The 16,546-nt window shown below is 68.0% G+C and carries 18 protein-coding genes; 6 read left to right on the top strand and 12 right to left on the bottom strand.

Features of this window, described 5'->3' with window-relative positions; translation table 11 throughout:
• Window positions 1-41: 41 nt before the first annotated feature.
• Genes LXE91_RS20915 through LXE91_RS20905 form a run of 3 tightly spaced genes read left to right on the top strand, consistent with a single transcriptional unit; the run spans window position 42 to window position 3,462 of the window.
• Window positions 42-1,130, top strand: coding sequence for an alcohol dehydrogenase catalytic domain-containing protein (locus LXE91_RS20915; RefSeq protein ID WP_039360959.1), 1,089 nt, complete (start codon window positions 42-44; stop codon window positions 1,128-1,130).
• Window positions 1,131-1,159: 29 nt separating this feature from the next.
• The gene (locus tag LXE91_RS20910) at window positions 1,160-2,707 is read left to right on the top strand and encodes an FGGY-family carbohydrate kinase (RefSeq protein ID WP_039360962.1); all 1,548 of its coding nucleotides are present in this window, start codon (window positions 1,160-1,162) and stop codon (window positions 2,705-2,707) included.
• Window positions 2,704-3,462, top strand: coding sequence for an SDR family oxidoreductase (locus LXE91_RS20905; protein WP_278068161.1), 759 nt, complete (start codon window positions 2,704-2,706; stop codon window positions 3,460-3,462). The genes LXE91_RS20910 and LXE91_RS20905 overlap by 4 nt, the downstream gene beginning before the upstream one ends.
• Before the next feature lie 67 nt (window positions 3,463-3,529).
• Here the strand turns inward: LXE91_RS20905 and LXE91_RS20900 are convergent, their stop codons facing one another.
• The 9 genes from LXE91_RS20900 to LXE91_RS20860 all read right to left on the bottom strand — a co-directional run bounded on the left by LXE91_RS20900 (window position 3,530) and on the right by LXE91_RS20860 (window position 11,423).
• The gene (locus tag LXE91_RS20900; protein ID WP_021158153.1) at window positions 3,530-3,670 is read right to left on the bottom strand and encodes a hypothetical protein; all 141 of its coding nucleotides are present in this window, start codon (window positions 3,668-3,670) and stop codon (window positions 3,530-3,532) included.
• A 203-nt stretch (window positions 3,671-3,873) separates the two neighbouring features.
• Window positions 3,874-4,458 carry a nucleotidyltransferase family protein gene (locus tag LXE91_RS20895; protein ID WP_039360968.1) on the bottom strand — a complete coding sequence of 195 codons (585 nt, stop codon included), beginning with the start codon at window positions 4,456-4,458 and terminating at the stop codon, window positions 3,874-3,876.
• A 103-nt stretch (window positions 4,459-4,561) separates the two neighbouring features.
• Window positions 4,562-5,242 carry a M15 family metallopeptidase gene (locus LXE91_RS20890; RefSeq protein ID WP_223274248.1) on the bottom strand — a complete coding sequence of 227 codons (681 nt, stop codon included), beginning with the start codon at window positions 5,240-5,242 and terminating at the stop codon, window positions 4,562-4,564.
• Window positions 5,243-5,410: 168 nt separating this feature from the next.
• On the bottom strand, window positions 5,411-5,806 hold the full coding sequence (locus tag LXE91_RS20885) for a type II toxin-antitoxin system VapC family toxin (RefSeq protein WP_039361042.1): 396 nt from the start codon (window positions 5,804-5,806) through the stop codon (window positions 5,411-5,413).
• A complete protein-coding gene (locus tag LXE91_RS20880; RefSeq protein ID WP_011659184.1) occupies window positions 5,803-6,042 on the bottom strand; it encodes a type II toxin-antitoxin system Phd/YefM family antitoxin in 240 nt (79 codons plus the stop codon). The genes LXE91_RS20885 and LXE91_RS20880 overlap by 4 nt, the downstream gene beginning before the upstream one ends.
• Before the next feature lie 96 nt (window positions 6,043-6,138).
• Entirely contained in the window at window positions 6,139-6,822 is a 684-nt protein-coding gene (locus tag LXE91_RS20875; protein WP_039360976.1) for a Fe2+-dependent dioxygenase, read from the bottom strand.
• Window positions 6,819-7,598 (bottom strand): tetratricopeptide repeat protein, encoded by a 780-nt coding sequence (locus LXE91_RS20870; RefSeq protein ID WP_039360979.1) that lies wholly within the window; start codon window positions 7,596-7,598, stop codon window positions 6,819-6,821. The genes LXE91_RS20875 and LXE91_RS20870 overlap by 4 nt, the downstream gene beginning before the upstream one ends.
• A 3-nt stretch (window positions 7,599-7,601) precedes the next feature.
• Window positions 7,602-9,845: a TonB-dependent receptor gene (locus LXE91_RS20865; RefSeq protein WP_039360982.1), complete on the bottom strand. Its 2,244-nt coding sequence runs from the start codon at window positions 9,843-9,845 to the stop codon at window positions 7,602-7,604.
• A 282-nt stretch (window positions 9,846-10,127) separates the two neighbouring features.
• Entirely contained in the window at window positions 10,128-11,423 is a 1,296-nt protein-coding gene (locus tag LXE91_RS20860) for an aspartate carbamoyltransferase (RefSeq protein WP_039360985.1), read from the bottom strand.
• A gap of 233 nt (window positions 11,424-11,656) precedes the next feature.
• On the opposite strand from LXE91_RS20860, the gene LXE91_RS20855 reads away from it, so the two are divergent.
• Entirely contained in the window at window positions 11,657-11,791 is a 135-nt protein-coding gene (locus LXE91_RS20855) for an entericidin A/B family lipoprotein (RefSeq protein WP_006485835.1), read from the top strand.
• Window positions 11,792-11,890: 99 nt separating this feature from the next.
• Here LXE91_RS20855 and LXE91_RS20850 read toward each other — a convergent pair whose 3' ends face one another.
• The 3 genes from LXE91_RS20850 to LXE91_RS20840 all read right to left on the bottom strand — a co-directional run bounded on the left by LXE91_RS20850 (window position 11,891) and on the right by LXE91_RS20840 (window position 14,604).
• Window positions 11,891-12,439 carry a permease gene (locus LXE91_RS20850; protein WP_039360995.1) on the bottom strand — a complete coding sequence of 183 codons (549 nt, stop codon included), beginning with the start codon at window positions 12,437-12,439 and terminating at the stop codon, window positions 11,891-11,893.
• 208 nt (window positions 12,440-12,647) lie between these two features.
• Window positions 12,648-13,610: a DMT family transporter gene (locus tag LXE91_RS20845; RefSeq protein WP_039360998.1), complete on the bottom strand. Its 963-nt coding sequence runs from the start codon at window positions 13,608-13,610 to the stop codon at window positions 12,648-12,650.
• Window positions 13,611-13,809: 199 nt separating this feature from the next.
• Window positions 13,810-14,604 (bottom strand): AraC family transcriptional regulator, encoded by a 795-nt coding sequence (locus LXE91_RS20840; protein ID WP_039361001.1) that lies wholly within the window; start codon window positions 14,602-14,604, stop codon window positions 13,810-13,812.
• A gap of 170 nt (window positions 14,605-14,774) precedes the next feature.
• Between LXE91_RS20840 and LXE91_RS20835 the strand changes: the two genes are divergently transcribed.
• Both LXE91_RS20835 and LXE91_RS20830 read left to right on the top strand, forming a co-directional pair.
• Window positions 14,775-15,608, top strand: coding sequence for a molybdenum cofactor biosynthesis F family protein (locus tag LXE91_RS20835; RefSeq protein WP_039361004.1), 834 nt, complete (start codon window positions 14,775-14,777; stop codon window positions 15,606-15,608).
• A complete protein-coding gene (locus tag LXE91_RS20830) occupies window positions 15,605-16,414 on the top strand; it encodes an SDR family oxidoreductase (RefSeq protein WP_039361005.1) in 810 nt (269 codons plus the stop codon). Before LXE91_RS20835 ends, LXE91_RS20830 begins: the two co-directional genes overlap by 4 nt.
• Window positions 16,415-16,546: the final 132 nt, after the last annotated feature.

The raw sequence follows: 16,546 nt of genomic DNA, 5'->3' as shown, positions 1-16,546 counted from the left end.
CATTCATCAGTCATCCAGATCATCCACGAAAGAGACTATCCATGACGACACCCGAAGCCCAGCCGCGCATGACCGCGGTCGTCTGCCACGGCCCCGAGGACTATCGCGTCGAACAGGTCGCGAAGCCGCACCCCGGCGCGAACGAGCTCGTGATCCGCATCGCCGCATGCGGGATCTGCGCGAGCGACTGCAAGTGCTACACGGGCGCGAAGATGTTCTGGGGCGGCCCGAGCCCGTGGGTGAAGGCGCCCGTGATTCCCGGCCACGAATTCTTCGGCCATGTCGAAGCGCTTGGCGACGGCGCGGCCGAGCATTTCGGCGTGGCGGTGGGCGACCGCGTGATCGCCGAGCAGATCGTGCCGTGCGGCAAGTGCCGCTATTGCAAGTCGGGCCAGTACTGGATGTGCGAAGTGCACAACATCTTCGGCTTCCAGCGCGAGGTGGCCGACGGCGGGATGGCCGAATACATGCGCATTCCGCCGACCGCGATCGTCCACAGGATTCCGCTCGGCGTATCGCTCGAGGATGCCGCGATCATCGAGCCGCTGTCGTGCGCGATCCATACGGTGAACCGCGGCGATGTCCAGCTCGACGACGTGGTGGTGATCGCGGGCGCGGGCCCGCTCGGGCTGATGATGACGCAGGTCGCGCACCTGAAGACGCCGAAGAAGCTCGTCGTGATCGACCTGATCGACGAACGGCTCGAACTCGCACGCGAGTACGGTGCGGACGTGACGATCAACCCGACGCGCGACGACGCGCGCGAGATCGTCAGGTCGCTCACCGACGGCTACGGCTGCGACGTCTACATCGAGACGACCGGCGCGCCGGTCGGCGTGAGCCAGGGGCTCGACCTGATCCGCAAGCTCGGCCGCTTCGTCGAATTCAGCGTGTTCGGCGAGGATGCGACCGTCGACTGGTCGATCATCGGCGACCGCAAGGAGCTCGACGTGCGCGGCGCGCACCTGGGGCCATACTGCTACCCGATCGCGATCGACCTGCTCGCGCGCGGGCTCGTCACGTCGAAAGGCATCGTCACGCACGATTTCGCGCTCGAGGACTGGGACGACGCGATCCGCGTCGCGAAATCGCCCGAATCGATCAAGGTGCTGCTGAAGCCGGCCCGCTGACGGCCGGCGTGCGCGTCAACGGAGACATCATGGAATACGTCATAGGCGTCGACATCGGCACGCAAAGCACCAAGGCGCTGCTCGTCGACCGGCACGGCAGGATCGTCGCGCGGCGCTCGGCCGGCTACCAGCCCGATACGCCGCGCCCGCTGTGGGCCGAGCAATGGCCGCAGGTGTGGTTCGATGCCGTGCTCGCGTGCATCGCGGGCTGCGTGAGCGATGCGCGCGCGCAGGGCGTGCCGTCCGATGCGATCCGCGCGGTGTGCGTGGGCAGCCTGTACGGCGGCTCGGGCATTCCGGTCGACATCGACATGCGGCCGCTCCATCCGTGCCTGATCTGGATGGACCGGCGCGCGACCGCGGAAGTCGACTGGGTCAACGCGAACGTGAACGTCGAGCGGCTGCGCGTGATCACGGGCAACGGCGTCGACAGCTATTACGGCTTCACGAAGATGCTGTGGCTGCGCGACCAGCGGCCGGACGTATGGGCGAACGTGCGCTACTTCCTGCCGCCGAACGCGTACGTGATCTACCTGCTGACCGGCGAGGTCGCGGTCGATCACAGTTCGGCCGGCAATATCGGCGGCGTATACGACGTCGCGCGCCGCGAGTGGTCCGACGATGCACTCGACATGCTCGGCATTCCGGCGACGATGATGCCCGAGCGGCTCGTCGAATCGACGGACATCGTCGGCGGGCTGCTGTCGCAATGGACGGAGCAGCTCGGGCTGCCGGCCGGCACGCCCGTCGTCGCGGGCGGCGTCGATGCGGCCGTCGCGACCTTCGCGGCCGGTGCGACGCGCGCCGGTCAGCACGTCGCGATGATCGGCACCAGCATGTGCTGGGGTTACGTCAGCCGGCACGTCGATGCGCGTCACGGGCTCGTCAGCATGCCGCACGTGTTCAACGGGCAGCGCGACCTGTACGTGTTCGGCGGCGCGATCACGGCCGGCGCGTCGGTCGCGTGGTTTCGCGACCAGTTCTGTCACGCGGAAGTCGATGCGGCGCGCCTGCTGCCGCACGGCGATCCGCACGTGCTGCTCGAGGAGGCGGCCGAAAGCGTGCCGCCGGGCGCCGACGGCGTGCTGTTCCTGCCGTACCTGATGGGCGAGCGCAGCCCCGTGTGGGACGCGAAGGCGAGCGGCGCGTTCGTCGGGCTGAGTCTCGCGCATACGCGCGCGCACCTGTATCGCGCGGTGCTCGAAGGCGTCGCATTCGCGTTGCGGCACAACATCGAGGCCGGCCGGCAAGGCGCGGCGGCGCTCGACGACCGGCTGATCGTCGTGGGCGGGGCCGCGCATTCGGCGCTATGGATGCAGATCATCGCGGACGTGACGGGCTTCCCGGTGTGGACGATCGAGCAGGACGTCGAAGCCGCGATGGGGGCGGCCTTGCTCGCGGGCGTCGGGGCAGGGCTCGTGTCGCACGACGATGCGCAAGGCGGATGGGTCACGCTCGTCGAGCGAGCACGGCCCGATGTCGAACGCGCGAAAGCATATGCGGCGCGCTTTGCGCTTTATACGGCGCTGTATCCGGCGCTCAAACCGATCATGCACGGGTTGCACACGCCATCATGAAGACACGATTCGATTTCGGCGGTTCGCGGGTGCTCGTCACGGGGGCGTCGAGCGGGATCGGGCGCGCATGCGCGGTCGCGCTGGCGCGGGCGGGCGCGCAGGTCGTCGCGGCCGGGCGCGACTCGGCCGCGCTCGATGCGCTGGCCGGCGAGGTCGCGTGCGAGACGATGCAACTCGATGTCGGTGGCGACGAGCATGCGATCGATGCGGCGCTCGCCGCGCACGATGCGTTCGACGGCCTCGTGAATTGCGCGGGGATCGCGTCGCTCGAATCGGCGCTCGAGGTGAGCGCCGCGCATTTCGATCGCGTGATGGCCGTCAATGCGCGCGGCGCGGCGCTCGTTGCTCGGGCCGTCGCACGGAAGATGGTCGCGCGTGACGCGCGCGGTGTCGCGCAGGCGCGGGGCAGCATCGTCAACGTATCGAGCCAGGCCGCGCTCGTCGGGTTGCCCGCGCATCTGAGTTACTGCGCGTCGAAGGCGGCGATGGACGCGATCACGCGCGTGCTGTGCATCGAACTCGGGCCGCACGGCATTCGTGTGAACAGTGTGAACCCGACCGTCACGCTCACGCCGATGGCGCAGTTCGCGTGGAGCGAACCGGAAAAGCGGGCGCCGATGCTGGCCGCGATTCCGCTCGGGCGATTCGCGGAGCCGGACGAGGTCGTCGAACCGATCCTGTTCCTGCTGAGCGATGCGGCGTCGATGGTCAGCGGCGTGTCGCTGCCGATCGACGGCGGGTATACGGCGCGCTAGGCAGCGCCATGCGTCGATGGCGCATGACGGCTACCCGCGGTGACTGCGCGGCCCTGCAGCCCTGTCGCTAAACCGGATCCTTGCTCGGCGGTCCGTCCGGTTGCTGCGGGTTGTCGTGATGGCCTGGCGGCGACGACAGCGGATCGTCTTCCGGGTCGCGGTTCGGGTCGGCCGGTGGCTCGGGCGTCGGGGTCGTGTGATCGGTCATGGAGAACTCGCGCAGTGCGTGACGGCGGTGGCGCGGCAGGGGCGCCTCGTCTCCGTTATAGCCAATCGGGCGTGCGTTTGCAGCGCGATTGTGGCGGCGGGTGGTCTGTCGTCGGTGCAAGCCGCGGATGGGCGGGTTTCAGCAGGAGCCTGCCGGGCGCGGCGCTTGCGCTGCTTTGCACCGCGCGCCTGGTGCGATCCCGGTCAGCGCAAGTCCGCCGGTGTATCGACGTCGCGCACGATGCCGGGGTCGTCGACGTCGAGCAGTTGCACCGGCGCGCTGGCGAACAGCGCGCGGGCGCCCGTGTCGCCGTCGAGGGCGGCCAGTGCATCGAAATGGTGCGCGGCGAAGCCGACCGGATGGCCGCGCACGCCGCGGTGCGCGGGCGCGACGATCGATGCGTTATCGGCTTCGAGCGCTCGCGTGACCGTTTCGTAGGTGGAGGCGGCGATCCACGGCATGTCGCCGAGCGCGACGAGCCAGCCGTTCGCGTCGGGCGTCGCGCGCACACCGGCCGCGAGGCTCGCGCCCATGCCGCGCATCGCGTCGGGCGCATAGACGACGTGGCAGCCGGCTTCGTTCAGCAGCATCGCGAGTTTCTCGGCACCGGGACGCACGACGGCGATCACGTCGGCCGTGGCCGCCGCGAGATGGCGGGCGGCCGCGACCGCAACCGGCGTGCCGTCGGGAAGCAGCGCGAGCAGCTTGCTGTGCAGGCCGCTCGGGTCGAAGCGCTGACCGAGGCCGCCCGCGAGGAGGACGCCGGTGGCGAGTGACGCATAGGACATCGGCGCGGGGGAGAGTGTTGCAGGTGCTGCGATTGTGCGGGAGCGGGCAGGGATCGACAAGTGAGGATGTTACCGAGGCGGGCGCGTTTCGTCGGAAAGAATGTCAGCACGCGGCTTCGTCGAGCATGTTTTCCTCGACGGGGCCGTAGAGGGCGTGCGATTGATCGTGCATCACGGCCCAATAGCGGTCGCCGAACGACCAGTGCCACCATTCCGCAGGGTAATTGGTGAGGCCGGCGCTCGTCAGCGCGGTGATCAGGACCTCGCGGTTGCGGGCGGTTGCGCGACTGATGAACGGGTTGTGCGTGTAGCACGCGCCGGATGATTCCTGGTCGGTGGCGTTCATGACGCAGCCCATGTCGAGCTCGATGCCTTCGGCCGAGATCAGCGTGAGGTCGACGGCTGCGCCCGTTGGGTGCGCGGCGACTTCCGGCGGCGCGACGTGGTGGCTCGTCAGTGCGATCAGCGCGTCTTCGTCCGGAAGCGGATTCAGCGTGCGGCGCAGATGCGCGAGGTGCGCGGAGAAGAAGTCGCGCTGCAGGGCCAGCGGGCGATAGCCTTCCTTGACGTACAGGCGCAGGCCGTCGGGCAGCGCATGCGCGGCGGCGATCAGCCGGTCCGCCACGCCACGACGCACTTTCAGGAAATGCGGGCTTCTGCTCGCGATGTCGCGGCGGCCGAGATCGACGGCAATGCGCGCATGGAAACCAGCAAGATCGACAAACCCTTCGTGCGACTCCAGCAGGGCGATAGACCGGACAACGGGATCGGAGAGCGAAATCACGATAGTGGACGAAGTGGCGCAATGACGGTTGCGGGCCACGTCCGGCTGGCAGCAGGAAGCGCTGTTGCGCAGGGCCGGGTGCTCGCGGTTGATTTGGTCGGACGAATTGCCAATATGCCAGAGTCCGGCGGAGGATGTGTCGCGGTTCGACCCGCGGGCGGCCGACGCTTACCAGAGCGTCTTGACGTGCGCGTAAGCGCGGATTTTTTCGTCGCGGGTGACGAGCGGCGCGCCGAGCCGCCGTGCTGTCGCGACGATCATGCGGTCGGCCGGATCCTTGTGGAACGTGCCGGGCAGGTCGGTGGATTTCGCGGCGATGTCGGCATCGACGGGCACGAAGCGCATGCCGTCGATCTGCGCGACGGTGGCCAGCCACGCGTCGACATCCATCGTCAGCGCGAGGCGGTCGTTGCGCACCAGCATGGCAATCTCCCACGCGGAGATTGCCGATGCGGCGAGCGCGCCTTCACCCCGAGCGCGATCGATCGCGCTTCTCGCTTTCTTGCTGAGCGACGGATCGCCCGCCACCCACCACACCAACGCATGTGTATCCAGCACGATCACCGCGACGCCTCCCAATCATCTTCCGCAATCGGATCGAGAGGATTGTCGTAGCGCATGACCGAGCCGCGCAATATGTCCAACGGCTGAGCCTCGCGTGCGTGATACGGCCGGATTTCGAGCGTCGGCTTGCCGTGATCGGTGACGATCAGGCTTTCGCCTGACGCCTCGACGAGCCGGAAGTATTCGAGTGCGCGGGCCTTGAACTCGGATTTCGAAACGGGAGCGTGCGGCATCATGATATGAGCATGGTCATTTGACGATGGTCATTTTAGTCATGGATTCCGGCGTGACGCAAGCGCAGGGGTACGGCCTGGCAGCGCAACCCGTTCCCGCTACGCATCCGCCCACTTCCTCAACAGGTTGTGATAAATCCCCGTCAACGAAATGACCATCGGATCCTTCGGCCCTTTCTCCGCGGAAAGCGCCTGAATCTGCGTATCGAGCTGGAACAGCAGCGTGCGGTCGCCGTCGTCGCGCACCATGCTCTGGATCCAGAAGAACGACGCGACGCGCTCGCCGCGCGTCACGGGCGTGACGTGATGCAGGCTCGAGGCCGGATACAGCACGAGGTCGCCCGCCGGCAGCTTCGCGCGATGGGTGCCGTACGTATCCTCGACACACAGCTCGCCGCCCTCGTACGTATCGGGTTCTTCGAGAAACAACGTCGCCGACAGGTCGCTGCGCACGCGAAAATCCGTGCCGCGCAGCAGCCGGATCGCGTTGTCGACGTGCGTGCCGAACGTCTCGCCACCTTCGTAGCGATTGAACAGCGGCGGAAACACCTTGAGCGGCAGCGCCGCCGAGAAGAACAGCGGATGACGTGCGAGCGCGTCCTGGATCGCGTCGCCCACCGCGCGTGCGGCCGGCGCGCCTTCCGGCAATTGGCGATTGCGTTTCGCGAGCGCCGACTGCGTGCCGGATGTCGCATTGCCGTCGACCCACTCGGCCGCATCGAGCCGTTCGCGACATTGCGCGACCTGCGCTTTCGTCAGTACGCCGGGGATGTGAAGCATCATGATACGGATTCCATACAGTGCGGCTGAGGCTGCGGCCGTGGTGGCGTTGGCAAATCCAGCGCCGCCGCACGAAACGCATCGATCGGCGACGACGCGAGATACGCACGCATTTTCGCGACGAACGCGGGAGTAGCGGTGGCCGGCACGCGCGCAAGCCAGGTGAGCGCTTCGTCGGTGCGCCCGCGCTCGGCGAGCAGGCGCGCATAGTTGAACTCGCCGCGAAAATCGCCGGCTTCGGCCGCGCGTCGATAGTGGTCGAACGCGGCGTCGCGATCGACCGGTACGACCCAGCCGTCCTCGTAGAAGCCGCCGATCAGGTTGATCGATTTCGCATGGCCGAGCGCGGCCACGCGCCGGAACCAGTCGAGCGCATCGGCGCGATTCTCGTCGACGCCGTTGCCGAGCGCGAGCGCCGTCGCGTAGTTGTACATGCCCCAGTCGAGCCCCGCCTGCGCGGCGAGCCGGTACCAGTACACGGCGACCGGCGCGCACGCGGCCGTGCCCCAGCCGAACTCGTAGCAGCGGCCGAGCATGTTCATCGCCATCGCGTGGCCGGCGCGCGCCGCGTGCCGGAACCAGTTGAACGCGGCCGCCGGATCGCGCGCGACGCCATGTCCGTCGAGCAGGTATTGCCCGTAGACGGCTTGCGCATCGACGATGCCGTTGTCGGCCGCCGCCGCGACCCACGCGGCGGCGCGCTCGGGCGGCCCGGCCAGGATGTCGGCGAACTCGCGCGGCGAAACCGACGCGAGCGCCTTCAGCGACACGGCCTCCATCGATCAGTAGCGCGCGTTCAGCGTGACGAACGCCGAGCGGCCCGGTGCGATCGACGCGTAGTGCGCCGGATACGCCTGGTCGAAGTAGGTGCGGTTGAACAGGTTGTTCACGTTCAGCTGCAGGTCGAGCTTCTTGTTGATGCGGTACTGCGCCATCGCATCGAAGCGCCAGTACGACGGCACGGCGTGCTGGTTCGCGGGATCGCCGAACACCTGCGACATGTAGAAGGCGCCGCCGCCGACGGTGAACTTCGGCGTCACGTCGTAGTTCGACCACATCGTGAAGCTGTGCTTCGGCGTGTTCGGGAAGCGGTTGCCGTTGTTCGCCGTGTCCTTGCCGTTGTCGCGCAGCTCGCTCTTCATGTACGTATAGCCGCCGAACAGCTGCCACTGCTTCGTGATCTGGCCCGCGACGCCGAGCTCGAGACCCTGCACGCGCTTGTTGCCGACCATCGCGTACTGGTTGTTCGGCAGCGTCACGCGTGCATTCGTCGTGTCGATCTGGAACAGCGCGGCGGTCAGCGCAAGCTTGTCGTTCAGCACGTTCCACTTCGTGCCGAGCTCGATGCTGCGGTTCTTCTCCGGCGACAGCTGATCGGCGTTCGAGCCGACGCCGCCGCGGCCCGGCGTGAGCGACTGCGTTTCACTGCCTTCGCCGAGCAGCATGCCGGCCGGGGTCGACGACGTCGCGTACGACGCATAGATGCTGCCGTTCTGCGCCGGCTTGAACACGAGGCCGGCCTGCCAGTTCACGAGCGTGTCGTCACGCGTGGTGGTCTTGCCGCCGTTGGCCTTGGTGTCGGTGAAGCGGGTCGAATAGTCGTCGACGCGCACGCCGCCGTTGACCTGCCAGCGCGGCGTGATCTCGATCGTGTCGAAGCCGTAGATCGACTTCGTCACGGTGCGCGCATGCGCATAGTCGTTGCTGCGCGTGATCGAGCCGGCCCACGGGTCGTTCGGGTTCGGCGACCAGAGGCTCGTGCAGTTGTAGCCCGACGCCGCGCCGATGCCGTTCTGGCAGATCTTGCCGTTCGCGGCGGCGACGTCGTACGTGTCGCGCTTGCCCCATTCGCGCGACAGCTCGATGCCGGTCGTGAAGCTGTGCTTGAACGGGCCGGTGCGGAATTCGCCGAACAGTTCGGTCTGGTTCGCGATGCTGTTGATCGCGCTGTTGCGGGTGTTCGCGCGCCGCCAGACCTTGCCGTTGACCACGTTGCCCTGGCTGTCGTCGGGCTGCGTCCAGATGTAGTCCTGCGTCGATTCCGTATAGCGCGTGGTATTGCGGATCGTCAGCGACGACGTGATGTCGTGCTCGATCTTCAGCGTGCTGATGTCCGACGTCGTCTTGCGGAAATCGCGGTTGGTTAGGCCGTAGAAGTTGTGGCGGTCGACTGGCGCCGGGCCATCGGTGGCGACGCCTTTGGGGAGGTTGAAGCCGTAGTAGTACGGGATGCCGCCGTCGGGCAGGTCGTCGGTGGACAGGTGGTAGTAGCTCGCGACGACGCGCGTCGACGTGCCGAGGCCGAACGCGATCGACGGCGCGACGCCCCAGCGCTCGTTGTTCACCGCGTCGCGGCCGGCGACGTCGTTGTTGTGGCTCATCAGGTTCAGGCGGAACGCGGCGTGATCGGCGAACTGCCAGTTGCCGTCGGCCGTGAAGCGGCGATAGCGGTCGGTGCCGAGGCCCGCGCTCGCGGCGGCGGTGGTGCCGAGGTGCGGGGCCTTCGTGATCAGGTTGATGCTGCCGCCCGCGCCGCCGCGGCCGCCGTACGCGCCGTCGGAACCCTTGGTGATCTCGATGCGCTCGGTGTTGAAGATCTCGCGCGTCGTGGCGCCCGTGTCGCGCATGCCGTCGACGAACATGCTGCCCTGCGTGTCGTAGCCGCGGATGAACGGGCGATCGCCGAGCGGGTTGCCGCCTTCACCGGCGCCGAACGTGATGCCGGGCACGGTGCGCAGCGCTTCGGTCAGCGTCGACGCGCCGCTGTTCTGGATCAGTTCCTGCGGAATCACGATGACGGATTTCGGCGTGTCGACGAGCGGCGCGGTGAATTTCGCGGAAGCCGAGAAGTCGGCCTTGTAGCTGTGCTCGGCCTTGCCCTGGACTTCGATCGGCGCGAGATGGCCTTCGGTGCCGGCCGGGGCGGGCGGCGGCGTGCCGTCCGCCGCGAAGGCCGGGCTTGCGGCGAGCACGCTGCACAGGGTCGTGAATTTACCGAGCTTCAGCTCGTCGGGACGTGACTTCATGGTGCGCTTCGACCTCGCGGTGTGGCCCCGGGGGCGGTGCGCTGCGGAAATGTGCATGCCGCCGGGAATTATTACGATTTGTTTTCAGGCGGCATTCTATGTAATTTCAACGTAAATGAGAAGCGTTCTTGTTAGCGTTGATTGGGAAAGTGTTAATCAATGTGGCGGGGTGGCGATCGCCCGTTCGCCGCGCGAGAAAAAAATGAAGCGCGTCGGGTAGCCCCGCGCGCTTCCTGTTGAATCGGGCGGCGCCCGATTTGGGCGCCCTCGGTCGTTCCGGTTTCAATCCACCCCGTGAAACACCGCATCCTCCGGCCCGAGATACGCCGGCGGGCGCCACGTCGCGTCGCGCATCGAATGCTGGACGAGGTTCTCGACGCCGAGCAGCACCGCGAAGATCGCCATCCGCACCGGAATGCCGTTGTCGGTCTGGCGGAAGATCGCGAGGCGCGGGTCGCGGTTCAGGTCGACCGACAGGTCGTTCGCACCGGGCCGGCTGTCGCGCGGCAGCGGGTGCATGATCAGCGTGTCCGGCTTGCACACCGAATCGACGAGCGCCTGGTTGATCTGGAAATCCGGCGTGTAGCCTTCGAACGACTCGTCGGTGAAGCGCTCCTTCTGGATCCGCGTCGCATAGACGACGTCCGCGCCGCGCAGCCCGGCCGCGAGATCGGTCGTCTGCTCGATCACATGGCCGTTCGTCGCGATCTGGTCGACGATGTAGGCCGGCATCTCGAGCGTCGGCGGCGACACGAGCGTGAACTTGAGCCCGCGGTACAGCGCGAGCAGCTTGACGAGCGAGTGCACCGTGCGGCCGTACTTGAGGTCGCCGACCAGCGCGATGTGCGCGCCGTCCACGATCTTGCCGAGCCGCGAGAACTCGCGCTGGATCGTATAGAGATCCAGCAGCGCCTGGCTCGGGTGCTCGCCGGGGCCGTCACCGCCGTTGATCACGGGCAGGTTGGTCGCGCGCGCGAACTCGGCCACCGAGCCTTTCTCCGGATGGCGGATCACGAGCGCGTCGACATAGCCGGCCATCACGCGGCTCGTGTCGTAGATCGATTCGCCCTTGGCCATCGACGAGAACGTGAAGCCCGTCGTGTCGCATACCGAACCGCCGAGCCGGCAGAAGGCGGCGCCGAACGACACGCGTGTACGCGTGCTGGCCTCGAAGAACAGGTTGCCGAGCACCGCGCCTTCCAGCACGCGCGAAATCTTGTGGCGGCGCGCGATCGGCTGCATCACGTCGGCTACGCGAAACAGCGCCTCGACCGATTCCCGCGAGAACTGGTCGACCGACAGCAGTTGCGGCTTGCCTTCGAAAAAGAACTGCTTGGCGAGCCCCTGGTTATCTACGCTTTGCGTATATCCTCCGCCCTCCGGTACCGAGCGCTCGACGATTTCCGACACGAAGCGTTCGACGATCTCGGGCATCCCGCGCGATTCCTGCGAATCGTCGGGCAGCAGCCAGGTATCCAGCGCACGCCGGCTGACGCCGATGCGGCTGGCGAACGCTTCGCGCGTCATGTTGAGGCGGCGCATGGCGTCGCGGAGGAAGGCTTGCTGGGGAACGGTCATCGGCGGCTCCTGACGAGAAATATACGCGGTGCGTATATTAGTTCCTGGCGTGCTGAAGTCAAGGAAAATCTGCGCGAACCGGCTGTGTGGCCCGCCTGACCGGCGGCGGATTCGTACTGGCGTGCGGCGGCCGTCTCCGTATAATCAGGTCAGGCCCCGTGCCCGGCATGTTGCCGGGCGCGACGCCGCAAACGCTTCGCCCGTCGGGCTTGTTGATTCCAAGGAGAATGAGAATGACGCGTACGATTGCTGCAATGCTGCTGGTGGTGACCGCCGCGCTTGCCGGTTGCAACACGGTTGCCGGTGTGGGGCAGGACATTTCGAAGGGCGGCCAGGCGATCAGCGATTCGGCTGAAAAGGCCAAGTAAGCCGAGCGGTTCCGGAATGCAGAAGGCGCCGGGCCGTCCCGCGATTGCGGGGCGGCCCGGCGCCTTTTTTCTTGCGGCCGGCGCTCGATGCCGGTGACGTCAGGCGTGCTCGACGAACGCGTAACGGCCTTCGACCTTGCGCGGCGTGAACCAGCCGTAGTCGGGGAACAGGCGGTTGCGGACGAACCAGACATAGCCCACCAGCAGGACCGTGATCGCGAGGCTCGGCAGCGCGCTCGACGGATCGCGTCCGAGCTCGGCGATGGTCTTCGGCAACTGCAGCAGCGACAGCAGGATGAACGCGTGGTACGCACCGACACGATGGGTCGCAAAGCCCCAGATGAACAGCAGCGACAGCGGCACGGTCAGCGCGAGGAATACCAGCACGAGGCCGTTGCCGGCACCGGTGGCGAAGAAGTAGTACGCGAGCACGAGGCTGATCGCGAGCTGGGCGATGCCGAGCGCGACCAGGATCCGGATGTGCAGCTTGTTCCTGCGGCAGCGTTCGGGATCGGGGCGCGACGCGATCAGCTGCGCGAGCACGCGATCCTTGAGTCCTTGCCCGGACAGTTCGGCCAATGCGTCGGCCTTCCTCGTTCCCGCGGACAGCAGCACCGCGATTCTTGTTTTGGCTTCCTTCCTGTTCATTGCGTGGCGGATTGTTGTTCGATGGTTGTCAAAGGTCCCGGCCACGCGAATATTGCATCTTGCGGGGTGGTGCGCAACGGTTTTGCGGTGCGCGGACACATTCCTACAGCTGCCGGCTGCATGAGGGAAACACGGCGATCGACAGGTTATACGGCGGGGCGGAGCCGCCGTCGTTTCCGCAACGACGCAACGACGCGGTGAGCGCGAGTCAGTCGGTGGCTGTTTGCGCGGTGGGTGCGGGGCGGGACGGTCGATCCGGATTCGCCGGGTGCGTATTGCGTGCTTCGGGTTCGCGTCGCCGTGTCGCGCCGACGACCATACCGGCGACGACGAGCGCGATACCTGCGACACGCGTGCCGCTGAGCGTTTCGCCGAACAGCGCGACCGCGAACAGCACGGCCGAGACCGGCGCGACCGCCGTGAACAGCGCGGCCTCGGTGCCGCTCGTGCGTGCCGAGCCCGCATACCAGCACAGGTAGCCGAGCACGGTCGGCACCAGCGCGTAGTAGGCGATCGCCGACACCGCGCCGACAGTCCAGCCGCTTGCCACCGCGTGCCATTCGAACGCGGCCGGCACGAGGGCGAGCACGAAGCCGAGGCCGGACATCGCGGTGGATAGCGCCAGCGGCGGCAACGGCGCGGCCAGTCGCCGGTTGAGCAGGATGAATACGGCTTCGCAGGCGACGGCAGCCAGCACCAGCGCATCGCCGGCGAGCGTGCGGAGCGACGGCAGGGCCTGGCCGGGCGCGAACGTGACCAACAGCACGCCGGCCGTTGCGAGCGCGGCGGCCACCCAGTCGCGCGGCGTCTGCCGCTCGCGCAGCACGATGGCCGCGATCAGCGTCGACATCGCGGGCAGCGTGCCGAGCATCACGCCCGCATCGAGTGGCGACGACAGCTTCGTGCCGCAGATCAGCAGCACCGTATAACCGACGCCGCCCGCCGCTGCCTGGATGACGAGCAGCACGGCGTCGCGCGTGGAGATGCGTGGCCAGCGCATGCGCTGCGCACGCATCAGCGCGAACAGCAGCGGTGTCGCGATCAGGAAGCGCAGCGCCGTGGCCGCGAACGGCGGCAGGCCGCCGGCCGCGAGACGGCTCGCGATGACGGTGCTGCCGACGCCTGCCATTGCGGCGGCGAGATAGAGATAGCCGATCAGTCGTGTCTTCATGCGTTGCATCGTCGCGTACGGCGGCCGCGCGCGTCTTGAACGAAATTGCAACGTGCGGCGCGGGCGTGTCGAATACGGAGCGCGCGACTCGGCATGCTTGTGCGACAGGGGCGGGCGACAGTCGCCACAAGCCGTCGATGTGGCCACCGCCTCCGAGGTCGGTGTGCCTGGCGGCGGCCCCCGCGGGTTCGCAGCGACGTCAAACGGCCTGCGTGAACCGCCCGGGCGTGATCCCGAACTGGCGCGCGAATGCACGCGTCAGGTGGCTCTGGTCGGCGAAGCCGGCTTCGGCCGCGGCATCGGCGATCGGCAGGCCGCTGGCGAGCAGCGCGCGCGCCAGCCGTGCACGCGACTGGATCAGGTACGCGTGCGGCGTGATGCCGAGTTCGCGGGCAAACCCGCGCAGCAACTGGAAGCGGCTGATGCCGCTCAGGCTAGCCAGCTCGGCGAGTGAAACGGGCACGGCCGGCGCCGCGTCGAGCCGCTCCCGGGCGAGGCGGATCGCCGGTGCGACTCCCGCCGGCGGCAGCGTGCGGTTCGCGTGCCGGGCAAGCAGCCCGGCGACGAGCATCACGAGCGCTTCGTCGCGAGCGAGTGGCTGGGACTCCCCGGCGACGATGCGCGCATGCAGCCGGCCGACCGCAGCCGCGAGCCGCACATCGCGCACCGCCGGATGCGCCAGTTCGACGCCGCCGAGGCCTTCTTCCGCCGCGACGCCCGCGACCAGCGCGGGTGCGAGGTACAGCATCCGCCAGCGCCGGCCCGTGCCGGCCTCGATCGGCGAGCCGTCGTGCATCTCGCCCGGGTTGACCATGATCGCGTCGCCGGCCAGGGCGTCGACCTGCCCGCGGCCGCTCCACGACCGGTGCGCGCCGCTGACGATCACGCCGACCCCGAATTCGTCGTGCGCGTGGCGTGGAAACGCACGATCGGATTCGAGGCTGATTGCCTCGATGCCTTCGTCGGTCCGTCGGTAATGGGTGACGCGGTGCATGTGCGCTCCTCGCGCCGGGCACGGCGCGGATGTCGTGCACTTTAGCGCGTTCCGGCGCCACGCGCCCTTCATCCTTTTGGCCGATACCGCGCGGCGCGCGCAGCCCGCACCATGTGCACATGAGCAGCGTACACGGCCCGCCGGGCCTGAAGCTGCGCGGGAGACGGCAGGTGGAACGACACGATCCGGTATTCATTCAGGTTGGCGCGCTCGCGGACGGCTTCGCGCCGGAAGCGAACATCCTCGCATCCGTCGACGCGCTCGCCGGGCGGGCACTCGCGCTCGGCGACGCATCGGGTGCGTGGCGCGTCTATACGTTCGAGCCCGGCGCACTGCAGTGGCGCGATGCGGCGACCGACGCGGGCGGCCGCGAGCCGTGCCGCGTGACGCGGCTGCGCGACGGGCTGTACTTCGTCGACTACATCGATTCGGCCGCCCGCGCGACGTCGGTCAGTCTCGTGATCGATCTCGACAACGGCGTATGGACGTCGGTCGTCGGCACGCTGCCGACCGAAGCCGACACGCGCATCGACGCGTTCACACGGGTTGCGCGCGGGCTGCCGTTGACGGGCGTCGAAGCCGAGTTCCGGCACGGCACGCTCGGCGGCCACACGCAGCCGGGGCCGTTGCACGGTGCCACACGCGAGCTGATCGGCAAGCGGACGATGTATCGCTACAGCCCGACCGAATGCTACGAGCACATCTACCTGAACGAGAACTTCTACGCGTGGCAGTGCCTGCAGGGTGTCGAGGGCGGGCTGGCCGATGTCGACCGCTGTCATTACTTCAGGATTGCGGACGAACTGTATCTGTTCGTGTGGCGCGAAAAGGTGGTGCCGACGCTCGGCGTCGTCCTGATCGACCTCGCGCAGCGCAAGACCGACGGCAAGATCTTCGGCTACCAGGGCGGCGATTTCGGCACGCTGTCGAACTTCCCCGTCGGCGCGCACGCGCAGGTGCTGAACGAAACCGTGCATCCGCTCGGCGGCGAGGCGCAGCGATGAATGCCGTGCCGGGCAGCGGCCGCTTGCGGGCGGATTTCAGCGGGCGCGTCGTGCTCGTCACGGGCGCCGCGCAGGGGATCGGCGCGGCGATCGCACGCCGATTCGCGGAATCCGATGCGTTCGTCGCGCTTGCCGACCTGAACGGCGAGGCGGCCGCCGCGCAGGCCGACGCGCTCGCGAGCACGGGCGGCGACGCGCGTGTCTATCGGGTGGATGCCGCGAGCCGCGATGAACTGGGCGCGCTGGTCGCGGCGGTCGAGCGCGACGGCGGCCGGCTCGATGTCGTCATCCACAATGCCGCTTATTTTCCGCTGACGCCGTTCACGCAGATCGACGAGGCGACGCTCGACCGGACGCTGTCGGTCAACCTGTCGGCGCTGTTCTGGCTCGCGCAGGCTGCGCTGCCGGCATTCGAGCGCGCGGGAGCGGGGCGGCTGCTCGTCACGTCGTCGGTGACGGGGCCGCGCGTCGTGTATCCGGGGCTCGCGCACTACGCGGCGTCGAAGGCTGGCGTGAACGGCTTCATTCGCGCGGCGGCGCTGGAACTCGCACGCCGCAACGTGACGGTCAACGGCGTCGAGCCGGGCATGATCCGCACGCCGGCGGCCGGCAATCTCGGCGACGCGTCGGTCGCCGCGCAGATCGCGCGCGACATTCCGCTCGCGCGGATGGGCGAGCCGGAAGATATCGCGAACGCGATGCTGTTTCTCGCCTCGGCGGACGCCGCTTACATCACGGGGCAGACGATCGTCGTCGACGGCGGCGCGACGTTGCCCGAGAGCGGGGCGGTGCTTGGGGTTGAGTGACGGTCGAGCGGGCAATGACCGGCGGAACAGGGCGGTTCCGGCGGCCCGCTGCGCGTTCGGAGGCTTCCGCGCAGGCGTCAGTCCGGCGTCCCGTCATGGTCCCCGAGCGGCCTGTCGGGCCAGTCCACCCAG

This window comes from Burkholderia contaminans (assembly GCF_029633825.1).
Taxonomy (GTDB): Bacteria; Pseudomonadota; Gammaproteobacteria; order Burkholderiales; family Burkholderiaceae; genus Burkholderia; species Burkholderia contaminans.
The sequence above is the reverse complement of the archived record's forward strand: the minus strand, read 5'-3'. Positions and strand labels throughout refer to the sequence as shown.